The 21,781-nt window shown below is 62.7% G+C and carries 15 protein-coding genes and 1 pseudogene; 11 read left to right on the forward strand and 5 right to left on the reverse strand.

Features of this window, described 5'->3' with window-relative positions:
* Window positions 1-15 precede the first annotated feature (15 nt).
* Window positions 16-663 (reverse strand): response regulator transcription factor, encoded by a 648-nt coding sequence (locus GY791_09205; protein MCP4328597.1) that lies wholly within the window; start codon window positions 661-663, stop codon window positions 16-18.
* 540 nt (window positions 664-1,203) lie between these two features.
* On the opposite strand from GY791_09205, the gene GY791_09210 reads away from it, so the two are divergent.
* On the forward strand, window positions 1,204-6,060 hold the full coding sequence (locus GY791_09210; GenBank protein ID MCP4328598.1) for a PAS domain S-box protein: 4,857 nt from the start codon (window positions 1,204-1,206) through the stop codon (window positions 6,058-6,060).
* A 13-nt stretch (window positions 6,061-6,073) separates the two neighbouring features.
* Here the strand turns inward: GY791_09210 and GY791_09215 are convergent.
* Window positions 6,074-7,107: pseudogene (locus GY791_09215) on the reverse strand (aromatic ring-hydroxylating dioxygenase subunit alpha).
* Between the two features lie 222 nt (window positions 7,108-7,329).
* Between GY791_09215 and GY791_09220 the strand changes: the two are divergent.
* Complete coding sequence (locus GY791_09220; protein ID MCP4328599.1) at window positions 7,330-9,762, forward strand: FAD-dependent oxidoreductase; 2,433 nt, start codon at window positions 7,330-7,332, stop codon at window positions 9,760-9,762.
* Between the two features lie 146 nt (window positions 9,763-9,908).
* On the opposite strand, the gene GY791_09225 is transcribed toward GY791_09220, so the two are convergent.
* Complete coding sequence (locus GY791_09225; GenBank protein MCP4328600.1) at window positions 9,909-10,508, reverse strand: DUF4254 domain-containing protein; 600 nt, start codon at window positions 10,506-10,508, stop codon at window positions 9,909-9,911.
* 99 nt (window positions 10,509-10,607) lie between these two features.
* Window positions 10,608-11,075 carry a flavodoxin family protein gene (locus tag GY791_09230; GenBank protein MCP4328601.1) on the reverse strand — a complete coding sequence of 156 codons (468 nt, stop codon included), beginning with the start codon at window positions 11,073-11,075 and terminating at the stop codon, window positions 10,608-10,610.
* A 191-nt stretch (window positions 11,076-11,266) separates the two neighbouring features.
* Between GY791_09230 and GY791_09235 the strand changes: the two genes are divergently transcribed.
* Together GY791_09235 and GY791_09240 are read left to right on the forward strand one after the other, a co-directional pair.
* A complete protein-coding gene (locus GY791_09235) occupies window positions 11,267-12,751 on the forward strand; it encodes a 4-hydroxyphenylacetate 3-hydroxylase (protein MCP4328602.1) in 1,485 nt (494 codons plus the stop codon).
* Window positions 12,751-13,170 carry a RidA family protein gene (locus GY791_09240; protein ID MCP4328603.1) on the forward strand — a complete coding sequence of 140 codons (420 nt, stop codon included), beginning with the start codon at window positions 12,751-12,753 and terminating at the stop codon, window positions 13,168-13,170. Before GY791_09235 ends, GY791_09240 begins: the two co-directional genes overlap by 1 nt.
* Here the strand turns inward: GY791_09240 and GY791_09245 are convergent.
* The gene (locus GY791_09245) at window positions 13,167-14,045 is read right to left on the reverse strand and encodes a DMT family transporter (protein ID MCP4328604.1); all 879 of its coding nucleotides are present in this window, start codon (window positions 14,043-14,045) and stop codon (window positions 13,167-13,169) included. The genes GY791_09240 and GY791_09245 overlap by 4 nt on opposite strands.
* A 255-nt stretch (window positions 14,046-14,300) precedes the next feature.
* On the opposite strand from GY791_09245, the gene GY791_09250 reads away from it, so the two are divergent.
* The 7 genes from GY791_09250 (at window position 14,301) to GY791_09280 (ending at window position 21,772) form a co-directional block, all read left to right on the forward strand.
* Window positions 14,301-15,830 carry an amidohydrolase family protein gene (locus tag GY791_09250; GenBank protein ID MCP4328605.1) on the forward strand — a complete coding sequence of 510 codons (1,530 nt, stop codon included), beginning with the start codon at window positions 14,301-14,303 and terminating at the stop codon, window positions 15,828-15,830.
* A gap of 42 nt (window positions 15,831-15,872) precedes the next feature.
* Window positions 15,873-16,514, forward strand: a complete 642-nt coding sequence (locus tag GY791_09255) for a DUF1989 domain-containing protein (GenBank protein MCP4328606.1) — start codon at window positions 15,873-15,875, stop codon at window positions 16,512-16,514.
* 30 nt (window positions 16,515-16,544) lie between these two features.
* Complete coding sequence (locus GY791_09260) at window positions 16,545-17,198, forward strand: class I SAM-dependent methyltransferase (GenBank protein MCP4328607.1); 654 nt, start codon at window positions 16,545-16,547, stop codon at window positions 17,196-17,198.
* A gap of 58 nt (window positions 17,199-17,256) precedes the next feature.
* Window positions 17,257-17,526: a hypothetical protein gene (locus GY791_09265; GenBank protein MCP4328608.1), complete on the forward strand. Its 270-nt coding sequence runs from the start codon at window positions 17,257-17,259 to the stop codon at window positions 17,524-17,526.
* 222 nt (window positions 17,527-17,748) lie between these two features.
* The gene (locus GY791_09270) at window positions 17,749-17,958 is read left to right on the forward strand and encodes a cold-shock protein (GenBank protein ID MCP4328609.1); all 210 of its coding nucleotides are present in this window, start codon (window positions 17,749-17,751) and stop codon (window positions 17,956-17,958) included.
* Between the two features lie 309 nt (window positions 17,959-18,267).
* Entirely contained in the window at window positions 18,268-19,329 is a 1,062-nt protein-coding gene (locus tag GY791_09275) for a LacI family DNA-binding transcriptional regulator (GenBank protein ID MCP4328610.1), read from the forward strand.
* 1 nt (window position 19,330) lies between these two features.
* The gene (locus tag GY791_09280) at window positions 19,331-21,772 is read left to right on the forward strand and encodes an FAD-dependent oxidoreductase (protein MCP4328611.1); all 2,442 of its coding nucleotides are present in this window, start codon (window positions 19,331-19,333) and stop codon (window positions 21,770-21,772) included.
* Window positions 21,773-21,781 lie beyond the last annotated feature (9 nt).

Here is a 21,781-nt window from a genome sequence, read left to right on the forward strand (position 1 = left end):
TGTTCAAGCCCCGGCCTAGATTTGTAGGCCCCAGCCCAACGCCTTGCGGACGGCTTGGGTCCGCCGGGAGACATCCAGTTTTCGGTACACGTTCTTGAGATGAAAGGCGACCGTGACATCGCTCGATCCGAGCGCACGGGCGATCTCCTTGTTGGCCAGCCCTCGGACGAGTTGCACCAGCACTTCGAACTCGCGTGCGGTCAGGTCGTTGAGGGGACTGTCGGTGGTGAGTCCCACTCTCTGATCGTCGACCGCCGACATGTTGCTTGCGGAAAGCGCGGCTTCGGGGATATATGGCTCGCCCGCGAGAATGAGCTCGAGCGCCGATAGCATCGCCTTGCCGCTCAAGTTCTTGGGAATGAATCCCGCCGCGCCGCTATCCAAGGCGTCGCGCATCTGACGCCCATCCGCATTCCCAGAAATGATGACGACTGGAATGTCGGGGAACGCCGCGCACATCTTGCGCAATCCGCTCGTTCCGTCCATTCCGGGCATGTGAAGATCGAGAATAACCAGATCGATCGAAGCGGTGCCGGACACCAACTTCAGGGCCTCGCCGAAACTCGTACCGCGCAGCATTTCGATTCCCGGTCGAAGCTGCGTCAGGTAGGAGCCCAGCGCTTCGGCCACCATAAGATGGTCATCGGCGAGCAAGATCTTCATCGATGACCCCGCCCGTTTGCCAACCTGGACGCGGCGCAAAACGCTCCGACTGTTTGACCGCCGCGGAACAAGCGCGAACCGGCGTCCAAACCGTTTTCCAGCTTGCCCTCGATCGAGCATGCAATGATCGAGCTTCTCACTTTCTCACACCCCCACCATCCCGCCCTTCGTGGTGGCTTTTGGATGGCTCTTTCCTTCAGGTGTATGCCGACCGCCCCATCGAATCTCTATCGCCGTTCGATTTTGGTTGGTCACGGGGATTATAGCATCGCGGGCGGCAGCGAAGACAGCCTAAAGCGGATCCCTCATGTCGCTAAACACGCAAGAATTGGGCGGCCGACCCGACTTCCGATACCGTTCATGGTATGCTCTCATATACCTCGTCAAACGTGCCACCGGGGCGCCGATAATCGGTGCCGCGGGAAAAGCGGTGGGCGGTGCGGATCGGGCGCATTCGATCATAGGCCTGAGTGTGTTCGATGCCTCGAATGCGCCGCGTACCGCTTGCAATGTCGGAAACTCGAACCAGGGGGTCGGCCCATGCGGAAGCGGGCAGATGGACAATCCGAAATCGAGAGGTTGTGGCTTCGCGTATCCGAATTGGAGCAGGAAAACCTGGCGCTGTGCGATGCGGCGCGGTCGGCCGCGGAGACCCAAGCGGCGAGTTCGGCAGTGGGGTGTTCGGGTCCGCAGGGCGATGGCATGGATGTGTGCGAGCAGGTTCAGGCATTCGCCAAATCTTTGCCGCTGGCGGTCGCCTATGGCGACCGAGACCGGCGATGCCGTTTCTACAACGAACCCTTTGCCGCGCTCTACCAATTGAACGGCGAGCCTCCGGTAGAATGTCCCATGGCGGATATCGTCGGTCCGGACGCCTATTCCGAAATCGAGTCCGGCATCCGATCGGCTCTCGCCGGCGAGGCTGTCGAATTCCAGCACGAGCTGCCGACCAACGGCGGCCGCGAGAAAATCAAGGCACACTATATTCCGCATGGCTCCGCCGGCGGGTCCGCCCACGGCTTTTTCATCGTGCTGCCCGATCATACCGAAACACGGCGGACCCGGGACGCATTGCACGCCAGCCAGGCACGGCTGCAGGCATTCCTCGACAACATGCCGTGTGAGATGGGGATCAAGGACCTGGAGGGCCGCTATGTATTGATCAATCGCTTCGCCGAGAAGCTGTACGGCCGTACCTCCGATGAAATTCGGGGACTGACCCCACACGACCTGTTTCCCGCCGATGTTGCCGATCAACTTGCCGCCCAAGATGGCAATGTCCTGGATACGGGCGAGGTCCTGACGGAAGAAGTCGAAGCCAAGATCGATGGCGCGGCGCAAACCTTTCTGGCGACCGAATTTCCCATTCTGAACGATGCCGGAGAAATTTCCGCGCTCGGTTCGGTCGCCACCGATGTCTCGCACCAAAAGCGACAAGAGGAGGCACTTCGCAAGACCGAGGCGATGTACAAGAAATCGGAACGCTTGGCGGGACTCGGACATTGGGAATGGGACGAGGTCGACGATCGGTGCGTTTATTGCTCCGAGGAGCTGGCTCGATTGCACGGTTATGGGGTCGATGCGTGCCTCCGGAATCTCGCTCACACGCCTGAGAATATCGAGGCCGTTCATCCCCGCGATCGTGAGAAATATCGGCAGGCGGTGACGAAGCTCCGCGAGCAGAAGGTGGGCTTCAAGATCGATTATCGCCTGTTGCGTCCGGATGGAACCTGCATCGACGTGCGCCGGGTAGCCGAGCCGGTGCTCGACGATCGGGGGGTGCTGGTGCGATCGGTCGGCTACGTCCAGGACGTGACCGGCCAAATGAGGACGGAACGAGCGCTTCGGGAGAGCGAGCGTCGATTCAGGGATTTCGCCGATGCTTCGTCCCACTGGCTGTGGGAGACCGATTCCGATTCCCGATTCACCTATGTTTCGGATGACATCTCGAAAATCGGCGGAGAAGACCCATCCGAACTTGTCGGCAAGAAAATGTGGGATACCTTTCGCAGCCGATCGTCTGATTCGGCGGACCGGCCGGCACCGCCAATCGAAATTGAGCAGTGCGAACGGTTCGAGGAATTTGACGTCGGATGGAAAGACGGTACGGGAGACATCGGAGTCCTTAGCCTGAGTGCGACACCGGTGTTCGACGATGAAGGCGAGTTCGTCGGTTACCGAGGGACGGCGCGCGACATTACCGAGCAGCGGCGTGCCGTCGAGGAATTGCAGCAGAGCGAAACCTTGCTGCGGCAGGCGGCTCAGATGGCCGATCTGGGCCATTGGGTTTGGGACGAAATTGAGGACAAGTGTGCTTATTGTTCGGAAGAACTGGCCCATTTGGATGGCATGGCAGTCGAGGAGTGCCTTGACCGATTCCGTACCATCGGCGATGTGTTCTCCGTTCTTCATCCTGACGATCGCGACCAATACGAACGAGTCGTTTCGGAAGCGAGGACAAGCCGCCAACCATACGAGGTAGAATACCGATACCGGGCCAACAGCGCCGAATATCGTCATGTTCGAGAACGTGGCGAGCCCGTATTCGACGCCGACGGGACACTGATCCGCACGATCGGGATCGTCCAGGACATCTCCAAGAGCAAGCGAACCGAGGAGACGCTGCGAAAGAGCCAAGCCGATTTGGCCGAGGCACAGCGCATGGCCAAGATCGGCCATTGGTACTGGTCCATCGAGACCGATGAGCTGGTTTCCTGCTCCGAGGAATACGCGCGAATCCATGGCGTCTCACCAGATCGAATAAAAAGCCATCTGGCAAAGCAGATGGAGGAAATCGTGCACCCGGAGGACCGCGATCGCGTTCGCAAGGCATTCAAGGAGGCGGATGACGAGGGGCGCGACTACGAAATCGGATATCGCATTATTCGCCCCGATGGCGAGGTCCGCCATGTTCACGAAATCGGCGAAGCGGTGCGCGACGAAAACGGCCGTCCGATCGCTCATGCCGGAACGATACAGGATGTGACCGAGCAAAAACTTATCGAGGAAGCCTTACGCCGCAGCGAGGAGAAATTCCGCGCTCTTATCGAGGGATCGATTCAGGGCATTGTCGTCCATCAGGACTGGAAGCCCGTGTTCGCGAATCAAGCGAGCGTCGATATCTTCGGCTACGACCGGATAGACGAGTTGACCGCGATCGAAGATATCGAGCGACACATCGCCCCCCATGAACGGAAGCGCCTTGCGGGTTACCGGAAAGCGCGCCTCTTGAACCGGGAGGCACCCACCCGCTACACCGCTGAATATCTGCGCAAGGACGGATCCAGCGTGTGGCTGGAAAGCGTCGCTACGGTCGTTGAATGGGACGGCGGGACGGCCATCCAATCGACGTTTCTCGATGTCACCGAGCGCAGGAAAGCCGAGGAATCTCTGCAAGAGGCCAAGCGCGAACTCGAACGTCGCGTCGAGGAGCGAACGCGAGAGTTATCGGCGGCCAATGCGGCACTTCAGGTCGAGATCGAGGAGCATCGCTCGACTGAACATGCCTTGCGCGAAAGCGAAAAACGTATCCGCGCCATCACCGATGCCTTCCCCTCGCAGATCGCCTACGTCGACCGCGATCGCAAATATCGCTTCAACAATGCCGCCTATAAGGAATGGTTCGGTGTTTCCGGCGAGGAATGCCTTGGCCGGCACGTAAGCGAGGTTGTCGGGAAGGACAACTACAAGAAAATTCGGCCACACATCGATCGAGCATTGTCGGGCGAGAAGGTGCACTACGAATATCTGACCGCGCAGGGACGGTACGCCGAGGTCAACTACATGCCTGATTTCGATGATGGCGGAAACGTTCGGGGATTCTATGGCCTGGTTCACGACATCAGCGAGGCAAAAGCGGCAGAAATGGCCTTGACCGAAAGCCGCGAGTTGCTGCGCGCTATCCTCGATGTTGTGCCGGTTGCGATAAGCGTTAAGGATTCGCAGTTTCGCTATGTCTTCATGAATCGGTACGTGGCGACGAGTTGGGCCATCGATTCGGATGACGCCGTCGGCTGCACGCTGGACGAACTCGTTGCTGAAGAACTCGCGAGCTCCGTTTCTGAACGCGATCGTGCTGTTCGCGAGTCGGGTCATCCTTCGCCGCAATATGAACGCAATGTCACCGACGCAGGCGGTCGTGAGCGGAGTTGGCTGACCACCAAGATCCCGATCAAAAGCGAGGACGGCGCGCTGCGCCACATCGTCACCGTTTCGCTCGACATTACGGATCTGAAGGCCCGTGAAGAGGAGTTGAGGCACGTCCAGAAAATGGAAGCAGTCGGCAAGCTCACCGGCGGCATAGCGCACGATTTCAACAATCTGCTGTTCGTGATCTGCGGTAACCTCGCCTTGCTCGAGAAAGAGATCGAAGGCAATGAACGGGCCGGCGAAATCAGCGAAACCATTGGAGCGGCCACGGCACTTGGCGCCGATCTGACGCGTAGCCTGCTGACTTTTTCCCGGCAGCAGCCATTGAAACCGACACTGGTCGATCTCCGCGATACAATACAGGGGACGATCGCGACGTTGCTGCGGACGCTGGGGGAAGCGGTCCACATCGAACTGTCCTGTGGCGATCTATTGTGGCCCGTCTTGGTCGACCGCGGCATGCTCGAGAACTGCCTGCTGAATCTGGCTCTGAATGCCCGGGACGCGATGCCGGACGGCGGCACGCTCAGCGTATCGGTCGCGAATGTGGACCGTCGCACCGGCTCCAACGGGGCCGAATCATTGCCGCGAGATACCGACTACGTCGAAATCAGGGTCAGCGATACCGGCACCGGCATGACCAAGGAAATCGTCGAGCAATGCTTCGAACCTTTCTTCTCCACCAAACCCCCCGGTTCGGGCACGGGCCTCGGCCTTAGCATGGTTTACGGTATCGTCACGCAGTCTGGAGGCGACGTCGCGATCGACAGCGAAGTCGGCAAGGGCACAGCGATACAGCTCTTTCTCCCACGGGCGAAGGACGCCCCTTCCGAGCAGGCGGCGCCCGGTCGCGCCGCCGCCCCAGTGGCTCGGGGCGTGGAAACCATCCTCGTGGCCGAGGACGACGATGCGGTGCGTCGGGTCGCGGTCAATCTGTTGCGGGATCTGGGTTATCGAACCCGGGAGGCCGCGGATGCGGAGGAGGCGCTCACCGTATTGGAGGATGAGCCGGGGATTGACCTGCTGTTCACCGATATTGTGCTGCCCGGAAAACTCAACGGCCCCCAATTGGCGAGCCAAGCGCGCGAGCGGCGTCCACGGGTCAAGGTGCTGTTCACGACCGGGCATTCGACGCCCGCGGCGATGCGGGACCTCGAGGCGTGGAGCGACACCAAGCTTCTCATGAAACCCTACGGACCCGAGGAGCTGGCGAAAGAGGTTCGCGTCGAACTCGATAGCGCCACTTAGGTTTCTGACTGCTTCAGTCGGGATTCGCGGCCTCGGTTTCCGCCTCGATCAATTTCCGGATCAACTTGCGCGCCGCTTCCCCGCCGACATCGCCGGACAGATCGATCTTCGCGGCTTCCGGATCGAGATCGATGTTGGCCTGTTGCGCCTCGAAGACGTCTTTGTCCTCCAAGAACGCGGTCTTGACCTGATCGACCAATATGTCGGAGACCGCATTGTCGTCGACGTCGAAATCGTGCGCCTGCGCCCAATAGTAATGAGTCGTCTTGGCCGTCTCCGGGGTTATCGCGTTCAGGTTGCGCATGCCGATTCCGCCGCTTCGATTGCCCTCGGGCGCCCCGTTCCGGCGTCGCAGGCACCGACATCGAGACGGACATAGCAGGGCGGTGTGAAATCGATAATCTGCCAACGGTCTACGTTTCCGGTAAAACCGCCGGCCTTGACATAGGTCGGCGGCGGCACGATGTCGCGCATCCATCGGGTGACCAATATATTTTCGGCGCCGCGGCGATGTGAAACGTCGGCCTGCTCGGCCACCGCATCATTGCCGATGGTCGAACGGTGAACGTAGGCGAGGTGGGTGAGGTCGAGCAGATTGTCGATGATGAGCCGGTAATCGCAGTTGACATGGAAACGAGTTCCCGTGGCGCCCCAGTCGGGGTCATCGAGCCAATGGAAATCCGGGATCAGTGATTCGTCGGCGTCCGCCGGGTCGCCCATCCACACCCATACCCAAGTATGGCGCTCGACCGCCGGGTAAGCTGTCACCCGCGCCGCCGGCGGGATGTTTTTCTGCCACCGGATGTCGACGCAAACTCCCGATTCGTCATAGACCATGCCATGGAAGCCGCACTGGATGCGGTCGCCGGTCAAGGTGCCGCGGGACAGCGGGAAATGACGGTGACAGCAACGGTCCGCGAGGGCCACCACGACGCCATCCATCTTGCGATAGAATACGATTGGCTCGCCCAGGATTATACGCCGCAACGGGGTGCGGTCGATCTCGTGATCCCAGGCCGCGACGTACCAAGCACGCCGGATGAACATTCCCGCCCTCTCTCGAATGTCGGACCAATGGTCCGATGGAGGGTAATCATGGGTTCGGGCGCACGGCGGCGCAAATCGGCGCCTGCCGAGGGTTTCAAAGAGCGCGCCATCGCCTTTGGCCCGGACCACGGAAGGTAAGTTCGGCCTGCCGCGCGTTTGTGCTTGCCGGTCCCGTAAACGCGGGCCAAGATCCGGCCGTTTCACTTAGGCCGGATCGCTACCATGGAATTCCCCTCTCACGCTCAGGCCGTCGTCATCGGCGGCGGTGTCGTTGGCTGCTCGGTTCTCTATCACCTGACCAAGGCCGGGTGGCGCGACGTCGTATTGCTCGAGCGCGCCGAGCTGACTTCGGGCTCGACGTGGCACGCCGCGGGCGGCATGCATACGCTCAACGGCGACCCCAACGTCGCCAAGCTGCAGCAATATACGATCGGGCTCTACAAGGAGATCGAGGAAATCTCGGGCCAGGCATGCGGCGTCCACCTGACCGGCGGGGTGATGATGGCGGGCACCCCGGAGCGCATGGATTGGCTCAAGATGGCCCATGCGCGTGGACGCTATCTCGGCATGGAGACCGAAATCATCTCATCGCGCGAGGCGGCCGAGATCATGCCGCTTCTCGATCCCGACCAGTTCGTCGGTGCGATGTGGGACCCGATGGAGGGCCACCTCGACCCGTCGGGGGTGACCCATGCCTACGCCAAATCGGCACGCACCAACGGTGCCACCGTCATCCGCCAGACCAGGGTCGAGGACCTGGTGCAGAACGCCGATGGGTCGTGGCGCGTGATCACCGCCGGCGGCGAGATCCACACTCAGCACGTGGTGAATGCCGGCGGCCTGTGGGCGCGCGAGGTCGGACGCATGACCGGCCTCGAACTGCCGATCCTGGCGATGGAGCACATGTACCTCTTCACCGATGACATGGCCGAGGTCGTCGCCTTCAACGAAACCGCCGGCAAGGAGGTGCCCCACTGTATCGACTTCGAGGGCGAGCTCTATTTGCGCCAGGAACGGCGCGGTATGCTGATGGGCACCTACGAGCGTGCCGGCAAACCATGGTCGGCAGAGGAAACGCCGTGGGATTTCGATACCGAACTGCTCGAACCCGACCTCGACCGCATCGCGCCGTCCCTCGAAGTGGGGTTCCAGCATTTCCCCGCGTTTCAGAACGCCGGCATCAAGCAGATCATCAACGGCCCGTTCACCTTCGCGCCCGACGGCAATCCGCTGATCGGGCCGATCCGCGGCCTGCCCAACTATTGGGTCGCTTGTGGCGTCATGGCCGGATTCAGCCAGGGCGGCGGCGTCGGCTTGGCGTTGTCGAATTGGATGGTCGACGGTGATCCCGGGTTCGACGTTTGGGCGATGGATGTCGCGCGGTTCGGCGACTGGGCGACGATGGCCTATACCAATGCCAAGGTACGGGAGAACTACTCGCGGCGTTTCCGCATCCAATTCCCCAACGAGGAATTGCCGGCGGCGCGACCGCTCAAGGCGACGGCGATATATGACCGCCTCAAAGAACGCGGCGCGGTGTTCGGCTCGGCCTGGGGTCTGGAGGCGGCGCTGTGGTATGCGCGATCCGGCGAAGACGCGCGCGACGTGTTCTCGTTCCGCCGATCGAACGATTTCGCGGCGGTCGGCGAGGAATGCCATGCGGTCCGCGACGGGGTCGGCGTGTTCGAGATCTCGGCCTATGCCAACTACGAGGTTACCGGTCCGGACGCCGCCGATTGGCTCGACCGTCTGTTGCCAAACCGGCTGCCCAAGGTTGGCCGCATGGTGCTGACACCGATGCTGAACGCCGGCGGCATGCTGATCGGCGATTTCACCCTGGCGCGGGCGGCCGAGGACCGCTTCTACCTGATCGGGTCGGGGGTGGCGGAGCAGTACCACATGCGCTGGTTCCTCCAGCATCTTACCACATCCGGCGTGGCGCTGCGGGCGATCAGCTTGGACATGCAGGGCCTGCAAATCGCTGGGCCGAAATCCCGCGACCTGCTGCAAGGGCTTACGCGCCGCGATGTCTCCGCCGACGCATTCAAGTTCATGGCATTCGACGAGTTCGACGTCGGCACGATCCCGGCCCGCGTCGGCCGGGTGTCGTTCACCGGCGGCTTGGGTTACGAGATCTGGGTGCGCCCGGAATATCTGAGCGCCTTGTTCGATCTGCTGGTCGACGCGGGGCAGGGAATGGGCCTCCGCCCGTTCGGCAGCCGCGCCCTCAACTCGCTGCGGCTGGAGAAGAACTGGGGCACGTGGGCGCGCGAGTACCGGCCCATCTATACGCCGTTCGAGGCCGGCCTGGGCCGGTTCGTGGCGATGCAGAAGGAGGATTTCATCGGCCGCGCGGCGGCGATCGCGGCACGGGATGCGGGACCGGCGCGTACCCTCACCACCCTCGTCGTCGAGGCCGACGGTGCCGATGTCATTTCCGACGAGCCGATTTGGCGAAATGGCGAGGTCGTCGGCTGGGTGACGTCCGGCGGCTACGCCCACTGGTCGCGGCGATCGGTTGCCATGGGCTATGTCCGCCGCGACGCGATCGATGTCGATGCTGGGTACGAAGTCGAGATCATCGGCGATCGGCGTTCGGCTCGGATTCAGGCCGAGCCGCTGTTCGATCCCGCCGGCAAGGTGATGCGCGGCTGATCGAGAACCAGCACTGCCGCCAATATTCAAGGAATCGGTTCGTTCGCGACGCGACCGGTCGTATCACGGAACCGGTTGCCCGAGGTCTTCGGCTTCAGCGCGATTGTCTTCTGTGCCGCTTCCCGACCAAAGTTAGCCCCCTTTGGTCAGTCGGCCTTTTCGCGTCGCGAACCCCGGAGCTGCGGGTTCAAGTCGGGATCGTTGTACATCTTGAATTGGCGGTAGACGCGAAAGCCGCGTGATCCGGTATTGAAATCATCGAAAAGCCGGGCCAGGGCGGCGGCGAGATCGCGGCGCTGCGCTTCGATGACCGAAAGTTTGGCCGCGCATGCCGATCGGTGTTCGGCGTCGGCGTCCTCGCGCCGCGCCTGTTCGTCCATGTGGTAGGCCTTGAGGGCCAGGATCGACAGTCGGTCGATGATCATTCCGGGCGTTTCCGAATTCACCGCGCGGTCGTCTTCGAACGGGCCGGCGGCCCCCAGGATCGCGTCGTCGATCCGCTCGATGAGGTCGTTGCGTTGCTGGTTGTAGCGATCGATGGCGCGCTTGGCCCGGTACACGTGCTCGAACCCCCTGTCCTCGCGCCGTGCCTGGTCCTCCTCGTGCCAGAGATCGAAATTTCGTCGGTGGTTCTGCTCGACGAGACCGAGCAAGCCGTCGCTCGTTTCCAGCGGCGCGTCGGCGTGCCAGCCGACGGTTTGCCGGTCTTGCAGGGCGGTTATTTCCTCGACATCCAGTTCAAGCATCGACCATATCGCGTGCTGCAGGACCGCCGATTGCCGACGCTCCATCCGTGAGCGCAGAGTGGACGAAATCGACAGGTCCGACAAGGCCGGCCCGGACGATCAGAAGACCCCCGCTTCCAACCCGGCGGCGACCAGCGTGCCGAGCTCCTCGCACGCCGGCACGAAGGATTGTTGAAACTCGCCGCGGCATATCAGTGGCTCTTGTATTGGCCGCCAGCGCAAACCGGTGACGATGGTCTCGATTCCGCGCCGCGTCCCGGTGCCGTCGTGCCCGGCGCGGATGTACAATGCATAAGGCAGTCCCTGGGTTTCTTCGAGGCAGGGATAGTAGATGCGGTCGAAGAAATCTTTCAGCGCACCGCTCATGTAGCCGAGGTTTTCGGTGGTACCCAGAATGATCGCGTGGGCGGCGCGGACGTCGTCTGGTCCGGTATCGAACGGGCTGAGGGCGCGCGCCGCGACACCCTCGATTTCCGGCGCGCCCGCGCCGGCCACGACGGCATCGCGCAGAGCCTGCGTATTCGGGGACGGGGCGTGGGCGACGATGAGTAGCCGTTTGTCGGTCATGGTCTATTGCCGTTGGTCGCGATGCGATGCGTTCGTTCTCGAGCGGCAGGATATCTATAACACTTCGCCATCCGGGCCAAACGCCGCATCGGCGACGACCGTTCGCGGAAATCGAGGTTCCCGGCGCGGCCCCGCCTCGGCTAGTATTCACCGGCGTTCGCGTCGGTCGGCCTCATCGGGAGTGCAGCAGCATGATCAGAACGGGGGACGAATACCGCGCCTCGATCCGCGACGGACGCGAGGTCTACATCAACGGCGAAAAGGTCGACGACGTCACCGTCTATCCGGCGTTCAAGCCGATCGTCGACGCCCGAGCGCGCATCTACGACATGGCCCACGAAGAAGCCTATCGCGATGTCATGTCGTATGCCGCCGATGGCGGCGAGGAGCGCAACCCGACCGGGTTCAAGCCGCCGCGCACCCGTGACGATTGGTACGACAAGCGCGCCGCGGTGGATGCGGTCCTGCACGATCTCGGCGGGGTCGTCATCCGGGTCGGCGACGAGACGGTCGGCGAAATGTGGTCGCTCTATGACGGCCAGGACGTCTTGAACGCGGTCGACCCCCAGTTCTCCGAAAACATCAAGCGCCATATCGACGAGGTCACGCGTAGCGATACCTTCCATGTCTCCGGCAATACCGACCCCAAGGGCGACCGCTCGAAGCCGCCCCAGGAGCAGGATCCGGACATGCTGCTGCATGTGGTCAAGGAGACCGACGCCGGCATCGTCGTCCGCGGCGCCAAGTACGAAACCGCGTCGGCCTACGCCAACCAGGCCTTCGTCAAGCCGACCATCGGCGGCTGGTCGCAGAACGAGAAGCTTTCGGACTATGCGGTCGGGTTCATCTCCCCGATGAACGCGCCAGGCATGAAGCATATCTGCCGCACCGGGTTCGCCGGCCGCGCGCCCGAGGGCGACTACCCGATCGCCAACCGCTTCGACGAGGTCGACAGCCTGATCATCTTCGACAACGTGCTGGTGCCGTGGGAGGACGTATTGTTCTACCGCCACACCGAAGCGGCGGCGTTCATTCGCGCCACGCTGCACCGTTACAGCGCGTTCGCCTTCGTCCAGCGCATCCTCTACGTCGCCGACATGATGATCGGCGCCGCCCTGTTCAATGCCCGTCAGACCGGGCTCGACAAGAACCCGGCGGTGCGCGAGAAGCTGGCGGCCTTGGCGGTCTATCGCGAAGGCATCAACGCGCATTTGACGGTGGCGATCGCCACCGCGGAGGAAAGCCCAGGCGGGCTGCTGATGCCCAACCAGTCGCTGCTCTACACCGGGCGGGTACATGCCTGCGCCAACCTGCCGGCGATGATGCACATCGCGCGCGAACTGTGCGGCGGCCAGATCTGCATCACGCCGGACACCGCCGCCTTCCTGCATGAGGTGTCCGGACCGTGGCTGGAGAAGTTCTACACCATCAACGAAGACTGGTCGGGACAGGATCGCCGCCGCCTGCTCGCCTTCGCCCGCGACCTATTGAATTCGGACTATGCGGGGCACCGGCTGACCTTCCAACTCTTCGCCCAGTCGCCGCCCTTCGCCCACTTGAACGCGGTCTACAACAATTTCGATTTTTCGGTGCCGCTCGAATTCGTCAAGAAGTCGGCTCATCTGTCCGACGCCGTCATGGGCGGGGGCGGCAAGGCGAAAGGTACCGCAAGCTGATGGTCCACACCCGCCTGCACAGGTTCAACACCAAGGACACCTATCCGGAACAGGACCTCGACAACGATTTGTGCCAGGTGGTGCGGGCCGGCAACATGGTTTTCGTGCGCGGCCAGGTCGGGCAGAATCTCGACACCGGCGAATCGGTCGGTATCGGCGACGCCGCCGCCCAGGCCGAGCAGGCCATGGCCAACGTCAAGATGCTGCTCGAGGAAGCCGGGTCGTGCCTCGACCATATCTGCAAGATTACGATCTATATCGTCGATCCGCGTTACCGCGAGGCGGTCTATCGGGTCGTCGGCCGTTGGCTCAAGGGCGTCTACCCGGTGTCGACCGGGCTGGTCATCGACGGTCTGGCGCGAGCCGAATGGGTGATGGAAATCGATGTCATCGCGGTCGTGCCGGAGGGCGGCGATTAGAGCCAAAGCCGATCGTGGCTCGACAGGACGACGATACCGGCGAAGACGAGCACGATCCCCAACCATTGCAGTGCGTTGATCCGCTCGCGCAGGATCGACCACGCGAGCAGCACGGTGACGACGCCGAACGTCGATGCGGTGACGGCGGCGACGCCGGCGTCGTCGCCATGGCTGCCGGCGAACAGGGCGACATAGCCGCCGGCATCGAGCAAGCCTTGGGCGGCGAGGAACGGCCACCACCGCATCGGCATGTGGGGCGCCCGCCGCTGCATCGCGAAGATCAGCATCAGGGTGGTGACGCTGAACAGCCTGCCCATCCACAGCGTCTGAATCTCGCCGAAAACAGGTGCCGCCGATTGGCCGGCGATGACGAGGACGGCATAGGCGAGGCTCGACAGCGCGGCGATCAGAATCGTGACGTGAAAGAACTTTCGGTCATGGTGTTCGCTATCCGCCTCGGGCTCAGCGCTCCGCGCGACCACGGCCGCACCGATCAGGGTCACGGCCATCGCCGTCCACTCGATTGCCGTCGGCCGAACGCCCCAGGCCGCGGCATAGAACAGCGTGACGAGGACCGGGTGGGCGGCGACGATCGGCGCCACCACGCTGACCGGGCCGCGGGCGAGGCCCCAGTAAAGAAGCAGGGTCATGACGGTTGTCGCGATCCCGTTGAGCACCGACCACCAGATCTTGTCGCCGTCCCAAACGAGATGCGTGCCGGAAAGCCAGACCCACAGCGAGGCCAGGATGGCGCTGCTGAGCAGCATGCCGAGGAGCGCGTTATGGGGCCCGATGGCGCGACTCGAGAACCGGCCCATGAAATCGGCCGACCCGAGGCCGAGCGCGCACACGCTGCCGAATAGCGCCGCGTTCATGCGCTATCGCCGCGGGGCGATGAAACGGTCTGCTGTAGAAAATCCATCGGTCCCGTCCCGGCCAGTCAACCCTGGGCGTTTGCCGCTCTTGCCGCCGCTCGGCGCCGCCTCTGCGCGACGCCGAAATTCGATATCACGCCCACCGGCCGCGAGAAATGCATAATCGACGGCCATCTGGCGTGTCTCCAAACTATAATCCACGAGCGTCGGACGGTTTCGGTGGCGCGCCAGGGCTCATTTTCGGGGAGCAATCACATGACTGACTCGATCATCGTGCGCGGCCGTTGGGTGGTCGCCGGTGCCGACGAACCGGTGATCCATGACGGTGCGGTTTTTGTCGAGGACGGGACCGTGCGGGAGGTGGGGCCATGGAACCGGCTCCGTGGCGCCCATCCCGATGCCAGTGTGCTGGGTTCGGACAACGTCGCCGTGATACCCGGCTTGATCAATGCGCACCACCACAGCGCCGGTGTCACCGGTCCGCAGCACGGCATCCCCGATCTTTTGCTCGAATCCTGGATCCTGGCCCGCGCCGGGAGGCGTCCCACCGATATCTACTTGGAGACGCTGATCAGCGCGGCCCGCCTCCTCGGATCCGGCGTCACCAGCGTCGTCGACGTCCACAGCGGGGGCGGCGATACCGAAACCTACTCGGATGAGATCGGCCAGGCGCTTGCCGCTTATGACGAGGCCGGCATCCGGGTCGCCTTCGCCGCCGGCATCTCGACACAAAGTTTCATCGTTTCGGGCGCCGGCGAGGACAGCCGGTTTCTCGATGCGCTGCCGGCCGATCTGCGCGCCGACGCGGAGGCGCTGCTGCCGGAGCCGGGGCGAATCGACGAGCGCGACTATCTCGCGGTGATGGATTTGCTGTGCAAAGGCTATGCCAACCACCCCACCATCGACATTTGGTACGGTCCGCCCGGGCCACAATGGGTCTCGGACGCGTTCCTTCTGGACATCGCCGCCGCAGCTGCGCGGCACGGTACGGGAATCCAGACCCATGTCGAAGAATCGTTCTATGAAAAACTTCACGGGCCCCGCGACTACGGCAAGCCGACCGTTTTCCACCTGCGGGATCTTGGCGTCCTCGGTCCGCGATTCTCGATTGCCCATGGCGTGTGGCTGACCGAACCGGAAATCGCGGTGATGGCGGAAACCGGCGCCGCGCTCAGCCACAATCCGAGCTCCAATCTTCGCCTGCGCGCGGGAATCGCTCCGTTGAGCGCAATGCTCGAGGCGGGGATGACCGTCGCCCTCGGCATGGATGGCACGGCCCTGAATGATGATGAGGACATGTTCGCCGAAATGCGGCTGGCGCTTCGCCTCGCCCGCGCCCCGCATTACGGCGTCGATGCGCCGTCACCGGCCGGCCTGTTCGGATTGGCGACCCTCGGCGGCGCCCGTTTGCTCGGCAAGGAGAATAGTTTGGGCCGCCTTGCGCCGGGCTATGCCGCCGATCTGGTGCTGATCGATCTCAGCCAGGTTGCATGGCCGTGGGTCGCGCCCGAGGCCGACCCGCTCGAACTCCTGGTCATGCGGGCCAAGGCCGGCGACGTGACGACCGTGCTGGTCGGCGGAGAGATCGTCTATCGCGACGGGATGCCGACCGGCTTCGACCTCGCCGCCGCGGCAAGCGAAATCGCCGACCGCCTCGAAACCGAACCGTTTCCCGCCGAGGCGGCGGCCCGCGCCGAGAGATTGCGGCCTCATGTCGAGGCTTATTACCAAGGTTGGGACCTGCCCGATCTCGATCCCTATACTCGATACAATGCCCGCCGCTAACGATTATACTCCTCGCCCGAAATTGCGACCGAGCATGAGGCGATGACGATGCCTGACGATCTGCCGCCCGGCGCCGCCGTGATCGAGGATTACGTCGTGCCGGCCTGTGCGCCGTGGAGCGGACGAATCGCCAAGGGCGATGTCTTGCGGCTGGTCGATCTCGAAGGCCAGCAGGCGATCGACTTTCTCTGCTACAATGCCGACGACCCGGAGGAACGCTATCACGCGCCGAACACGATCAAGATCCCCGGCAATATCTATCTCGGCATGGGATCGATACTGTATTCGGTGCGGGCGCGTCCGATGATGACGATCGTGGCCGATAGCTGCGGCGGCCATGACACCATATTCGGCTGCTGCTCGTTCGCGCTTGACGAGGTCCGCTATGGCCAGACCAACGCCGAATGCTGCCAGCGCAATTTCGAACGGGAGCTCGCCGGACATGGCATGGGATCGCGCGATGTCGTTGCCAACGCGAATTTCTTCATGCGGGTTCCGGTTGGTCCGGACGGCTCAGCCGCCATCGTCGACGGTTCATCCAAGCCCGGGGATTTTGTCGACCTGCGCGCGGATATGGACGTCCTGGCAGTGCTGTCGAACTGTCCCGAGGCGCTCAATCCGGCGACCGGCGGAGGGCCGACGCCGATCCGGGTCATCGTCTATGGAACAACAGGGAGCGCCTGACCGAAATCCCGGTGGGCGGAAAAGCGTGTGATGGCCAAGAAATCGTCGGGAAACGATCCCGGGAAGACATCCGAAGAATTCCTCAAGCGGGCTTACGGGCTGGATGGCCTGTCGGATGCCTTGGAGTTCTACGGCGCCTGCGCGGACGACTATGATGAACAGATGGAGCAGGGGCTGGGCTATCTGGCGCCGCGAATGATCGCCCAATGTTTCGCCGCCCATCTCGCCGACCGCACGGCGGCCGTGTTGGACATCGGCTGCGGCACCGGATTGACCAGCCACTACCTTGCCGAGCACGGGTTCTCGGTGTTCGACGGCATCGACATAACGCCGGAAATGATCGCGCGTGCGCGGCAACGCGGCATCTACCGCAATCTGCTGCACGCCGATATCACCAATCCCTTGGACGTGCCCGACGCGACCTACGGCGGCGCGATATCGTCGGGCACGTTTACCGTCGGCCATGTCGGTTCGGAACCGTTGGATGAAATCGCGCGCGTTCTGAGGCCGGGTGGGATTCTGGCCTGTTCGATCCACCGCGATATTTGGGAGCCGAAGGGGTTCGCCGCGAAGTTTGCCGCGTTGAATCGCCAAGGTATCCTCAAACAGCGCGACATGATTCGCGGCGCATTCTTCGAGGGTCATGAAGAGAGCGCGATGTACTGCGTCTTTGAAAGGACCTAACGGCGGCCGCGGCTTGTGTCAAATTCGGGGCACGGGAACAGGGATTCCGGTGGCTCGGATGTCCGGCTATAGTCGGTCGATGTTCTGGCGTGCGCCGCTTCCACTCATTGCGCTCTTCGCTTTGGCGGGATGCTCTGTCGTCTCGACGGCCGGGTCGGTGGTGGGAACAGGCGTTGAAATCGTTGGTGATATCGTCGGAACCGCCGTCGATGTCACGACCGACGCCATCGCCGGCGATGATGCCGATGACGACAGCGATGACCGAGCCCCGGAGGTCCAACCGGTCGACCGGGACGATCAAAAGCCGCCGGACGGACCCGGTGAATAACATTTTGCCGTTGGGAAACGGGCAACGACACTGCATGATTCCGATTGATTTTTTCGGCGACCCGGTCCATATCACATCCATCAGTTTGCGGCGATCCGGCGTATCCTGCTTTGTCACGCCGACCTAGCGACCATACACCCTGGAATTCGACGAGCTGAGACCCAACCTGCCATGTGGCGGGCTGGTTAGCATTTACGGCAACAAAACGACTAGGAAACCAACATGACCAAAGGAACCGTGAAGTGGTTCAACCCCGTCAAGGGCTATGGCTTTATCAGCCCGGAAGACGGATCGAAAGACGCCTTCGTACATATTTCGGCTGTCGAGCGCGCCGGCCTATCGAGCCTTGAAGAAGGCCAGATCGTGCAGTTCGAATTGCAACCGGGACGCGACGGCAAATCTTCGGCGGAGAATCTGACGCTCGTCGACTGACGCCAGGATCATACGTCTTGAGTGGGGGCCCGCCTTGTGCGGGCCCCTTGCTTTTGGTGCGATGGGACGAGACACGATGTCCGGTGGCGCATTTAACCGCAGAGGCAGTCGCCCTAATCTCGTTTGGTGAAACCGGTTTCATGCCACCATGGTGGAGCTCATCCGAAATTTGGGGTTTTTTCTCGCCTCGATTGGTGATAAATGCGACTTGGAAGGTCCGAACTGAGTTTTTGCGTAACCGGTTACAAATAGAGAAAAGCCTTGGTCTCGCCGCTTTCGAAGACCGTCAACCGCCGCCGCGCGACACAAATGGGCATTCGCGACGTCGCTCGTGCGGCCGGCGTATCGATCGCCACCGTATCGCGCGCCTTCAATCAACCGGACACCGTAAATGAAACCACCCGCAGCCGCGTCGTCGAGGCGGCGCGACGTCTCAGCTACATTCCCGATGGCGCGGCGCGGGCGCTGTCCTCGCAGCGCAACTTCCGCATCGGCGCGCTTATTCCGACCATCGACGATTCCATTTTCGCCCGCTTCATAACCGCGTTGCAGCGCCGTCTCGGCGACGACGGATATCGCCTCTTGGTCGGAATCAGTGAATCCGACCCACGCCTTGAGATGACCGAGATCCGCAGCCTCATCGAAGGCGGCGTCGACGCCTTGGTGCTGTGCGGGGAAAAGCGCTCGGAGGAGATTTACGACCTGATCCGGGCCCGTGATCTGGCCTACGTCGTCACCCACATCTACCGACCCGAAAGCCCGCATGCGACGATCGGCTACGACAACCGGGAAGGCGCCCTGAACGCGACGCGCTACCTGCTCGAACTGGGTCATCGCGCCATCGGTATTATCGACAATCCGATCCGCCTGAACGACCGCGCCGAGTGGCGTCTCGAGGGCGTCAGCGTCGCGCTGGCGGAGCGCGGTCTCGACTTGCCGCCGTCACGGCATATCGAGCGCCCCTTCAGCATCGAGGATGGGCGGCTCGGGTTGCGCACGTTGCTGGAACAGAATTCGGGACTCACCGGAATCATCTGCGGCAACGACGTCCTCGCCACGGGCGTGCTGTTCGAGGCGCGCGCACGGGGCGTCTCGGTACCGGAGGATCTGTCGATCATCGGCTTCGACGACCTTGAACTGGCGGCCCAAGTCTCGCCCGCACTGACCACGATCCACGTGCCAAGCGGCGAAATGGGAACGCGGACCGCCGAAACGCTGCTTTTGAAACTTGCCGAAAAGCCGCATCCGCATGCGACCAAGATCGGGACCAACCTCGTCATTCGGGGCACCACGGGACCGATTCCGCACCGTGCCCCGGGCGGGGTCGGAGTCGTCGCGCCGGACCGGCGGGAAAACGTTGGGAGGAATTGAAATGGCCGAACTGCCAAGCACGGCACGGGTTGTCATTATCGGCGGCGGGGCCGTCGGTTGCTCAGGCCTGTATCATCTGGCGAAGATGGGATGGACCGACTGCGTTCTGTTGGAAAAGAACGAGCTCACCTCCGGATCGACGTGGCACGCCGCCGGTAACTGCCCCAACTTTTCGGGGTCGTGGTCGGTCATGAAGCTGCAGGCCTATTCGACCGCCCTCTATCGCGAGCTCGGCGATGCCGTCGACTATCCGATCAACTACCACGTCAACGGGGCGGTGCGGCTGGCTCACACGGTCGAGCGCATGCGCGAATTCGAACACGTCGTTTCGATGGCACGGTACCAGGGGATCGAGTTCGAGATGCTCGAGCTCAGCGATATCAAGGAGCGCTATCCGTTCATCGAGACCCATGACCTGGTCGGTGGATCGTGGGATCCGCTCGACGGCGATATCGACCCGGCCCAGCTCACTCAGGCGCTGGCGCGCGGCGCCCGTGACCTGGGGGCGAAGATCATCCGGTTCTGTCCGGTTACCGGAGTGCGCCGAGAAAACGGTGAATGGGTGGTCGAAACCGAGAACGGCGAAATCCGCTGCGAGTACGTGGTCAACGCGGCTGGATATCACGCGCAGGAAGTCGGCCGTTGGTTCGGTCGCGAAATTCCCCAGGTCACGCTGGCCCATCAATACCTCATCACCGAGGAGATCCCCGAGCTTGCCGAGCGCAACCACAAGGTGCCGCTGCTGCGCGATCCGGATACCTCCTACTACCTGCGCCAGGAAAAGAACGGGTTGCTGCTCGGACCCTATGAGCGCGGCTGCAAGGCGCATTGGATGACCGCGGACGACCCGATGCCCGACGATTTCTCCTTCCAGCTCTATCCCGACGACCTCGAGCGGCTGGAATGGTACATCGAGGATGCCTGCGCGCGGGTGCCGCTCCTCGGTTCGGTCGGTCTGACCCGCGTCGTCAACGGCCCGATCCCCTATGCGCCCGACGGCAACCCGCTCATCGGCCCCATGCCCGGCGTGCCGAACGCCTTCGAGGCCTGCGTCTTCACCTTCGGCATCGTCCAGGGCGGGGGCGCCGGCAAGGTGCTCGCGGAATGGGTCGTCGAGGGCGAGACCGAGTGGGACATGTGGTCGGTCGACCCGCGGCGGTTCACCTCGTTCGCCGACCAGGACTATGCCGACAACAAGGGGATCGAGATCTATTCGCACGAATACGCCATTCAGTTTCCCCATTACGAGTGGCCGGCCGCACGAGACAAGCGGCTGTCCGCGCTTCATGAGCGCATCAAGGGATTGGGCGCGCAATTCACCGCCTCCGCCGGATGGGAGCGCGCCGCCTGGTTTGCCGGTCCCGGCGACGATATGTCGCTAGAAGCCTGCGAGACCTATGACCGAAAGGGGCCCTGGTACGAGGCGGTTCGCGCCGAATGCCTGGCCGTTCGCGACGCCTGTGGGGTGTGCAATTTGCCCGGCTTCTCGCGCTTCGAGGTTTCCGGGACCGGCGCCGCCGACTGGCTGCGCGGATTGATCACCGGCGCGATGCCGAAAGTCGGCCGCATCGGCCTGGTCTATTTCGCCGATGATAGCGGCCGCATCCTCAGCGAAATGACAGTGCTGCGGCTGGAACAGGATCGCTTTCAGTTGCTGGCCGCGGCCGGTGCCGAATGGCATGACCGCGATTGGCTTAATACGCATCTTCCCGAAGGCGCGCCGATCGTCATCGATAATCTGACCGACGATATCGATACCTTGGTCGTTGCCGGGCCGAAATCCCGCGATGTCTTGAGCCAAATTTGCGATCTCGATCTTTCGTCGGGTGCGTTTCCGTGGCTCACCCATCAGCCGATCGAGATCGCCGGCAAGACCGGCCGCGCGGTCCGCGTTTCCTATGTCGGCGAACTGGGCTGGGAACTGCATATGACCCACGCGGACATGCCGGAGGTCTTCGAGGCGGTGTGGGCCGCCGGTGAGCCCCACGGCCTGCGCCCCTTCGGCATGTATGCGATGGATTCGCTGCGGCTCGAGAAGTGCTATCGGTCGTGGAAGCAGGACCTGTCGACCGACTACACGATCTTGGGCGGCGGACTCGATCGCTTCGTCAAGCTCGACAAGCCGGATTTCGTCGGTAAGACGGCGATCGCCGCCGAGCGGGAAATGGGCGCCAAGGAAAGATTCGCGCCGCTGATCGTCGAGACCGACGGCCTCGATGCGCCCTACCTCGCGACGGTGTGGAAGGGCGACGAGCGCGTCGGGTTGGTGACCTCGGGCGGTTATGGCCATCGCGTCGAAAAGGCGATCGCGCTCAGCGTGATCAGGACCGACCTCGCGTCGGTCGGCGCCGAAGTCGAGGTCGAGATCTTCGGCCGCCGCTGTCCGGCGGTGGTCGCGCAAGAGCCGCTCTACGACCCCGACAACGCGAGATTGAAGGCATGAGGAAGGGGC

It is taken from the genome of Alphaproteobacteria bacterium (assembly GCA_024244705.1).
Lineage (GTDB): Bacteria > Pseudomonadota > Alphaproteobacteria > JAAEOK01 > JAAEOK01 > JAAEOK01.

Excerpts from the sequence above, each read along its gene's own strand:
- GY791_09235 (MCP4328602.1), top strand. The coding sequence starts at position 11,267 with ATGATCAGAACGGGGGACGAATACCGCGCCTCGATCCGCGACGGACGC.
- GY791_09205 (MCP4328597.1), bottom strand. The coding sequence starts at position 663 with ATGAAGATCTTGCTCGCCGATGACCATCTTATGGTGGCCGAAGCGCTG.
- GY791_09240 (MCP4328603.1), top strand. The coding sequence starts at position 12,751 with ATGGTCCACACCCGCCTGCACAGGTTCAACACCAAGGACACCTATCCG.
- GY791_09225 (MCP4328600.1), bottom strand. The coding sequence starts at position 10,508 with ATGCTTGAACTGGATGTCGAGGAAATAACCGCCCTGCAAGACCGGCAA.
- GY791_09250 (MCP4328605.1), top strand. The coding sequence starts at position 14,301 with ATGACTGACTCGATCATCGTGCGCGGCCGTTGGGTGGTCGCCGGTGCC.
- GY791_09280 (MCP4328611.1), top strand. The coding sequence starts at position 19,331 with ATGGCCGAACTGCCAAGCACGGCACGGGTTGTCATTATCGGCGGCGGG.
- GY791_09255 (MCP4328606.1), top strand. The coding sequence starts at position 15,873 with ATGACGATGCCTGACGATCTGCCGCCCGGCGCCGCCGTGATCGAGGAT.
- GY791_09265 (MCP4328608.1), top strand. The coding sequence starts at position 17,257 with ATGTCCGGCTATAGTCGGTCGATGTTCTGGCGTGCGCCGCTTCCACTC.
- GY791_09210 (MCP4328598.1), top strand. The coding sequence starts at position 1,204 with ATGCGGAAGCGGGCAGATGGACAATCCGAAATCGAGAGGTTGTGGCTT.
- GY791_09220 (MCP4328599.1), top strand. The coding sequence starts at position 7,330 with ATGGAATTCCCCTCTCACGCTCAGGCCGTCGTCATCGGCGGCGGTGTC.
- GY791_09245 (MCP4328604.1), bottom strand. The coding sequence starts at position 14,045 with ATGAACGCGGCGCTATTCGGCAGCGTGTGCGCGCTCGGCCTCGGGTCG.
- GY791_09275 (MCP4328610.1), top strand. The coding sequence starts at position 18,268 with ATGGGCATTCGCGACGTCGCTCGTGCGGCCGGCGTATCGATCGCCACC.
- GY791_09230 (MCP4328601.1), bottom strand. The coding sequence starts at position 11,075 with ATGACCGACAAACGGCTACTCATCGTCGCCCACGCCCCGTCCCCGAAT.
- GY791_09270 (MCP4328609.1), top strand. The coding sequence starts at position 17,749 with ATGACCAAAGGAACCGTGAAGTGGTTCAACCCCGTCAAGGGCTATGGC.
- GY791_09260 (MCP4328607.1), top strand. The coding sequence starts at position 16,545 with ATGGCCAAGAAATCGTCGGGAAACGATCCCGGGAAGACATCCGAAGAA.